Origin of the sequence: Pseudoflavonifractor phocaeensis, assembly GCF_016901735.1 — a bacterium.
Classification (GTDB): domain Bacteria; phylum Bacillota; class Clostridia; order Oscillospirales; family Oscillospiraceae; genus Pseudoflavonifractor_A.
Map to the genome: position 1 here is coordinate 1 of NZ_JACLZC010000194.1, position 501 is coordinate 501.

At 54.3% G+C, this 501-nt stretch carries 1 protein-coding gene; it reads right to left on the minus strand.

From position 1 onward, the window contains the following. Positions 1 to 501: restriction endonuclease (locus H7U37_RS15225; protein WP_477742910.1), on the minus strand; the 501-nt coding region annotated here is incomplete at both ends.

The window sequence follows — 501 nt, forward strand, 5'->3', positions numbered from 1 at the left end:
CCAGGACGAAGTACAGCTTTTCCTCACCGTTCTTATTCAGATACACAGCCCAGTCGGGGTTGTACGTGCCAATGGGGGTTTCAATTTTGAAGCGGCTGGGAATCTTGAAAAACATCTTCACATCCGGGTCGTTGTCCAGGGCCACCGCCACCGGCTTCTCTACTGTGGAGCTGTCGTAAACCACATAGTCATAGACGCTGTGTTCCACCTTTACGGCGTTTCGATCCAGGTTGGCAAGCAACTCAGTGGTGTCGAAGATTTCCTGCACATAATATTCCTGGCCGTCCAGCTTCACATAACGGATGCCGTCGATAGCCAGGGCGTGGCGGTGGCTGCGGATCAGCTCTACGGCCTGCTCCAGAAATGCCTCCGGATTGTTGAGGAAATCGCCGCACCGTCCGCTCTCTACCAGAATCCGATTGACGGTAGCCGGGGTCAACAGCGTTTCATCGCTGATAGCGGTGATGATGTCCGGCAGGGCCTGATAATCGTTGGCAATCT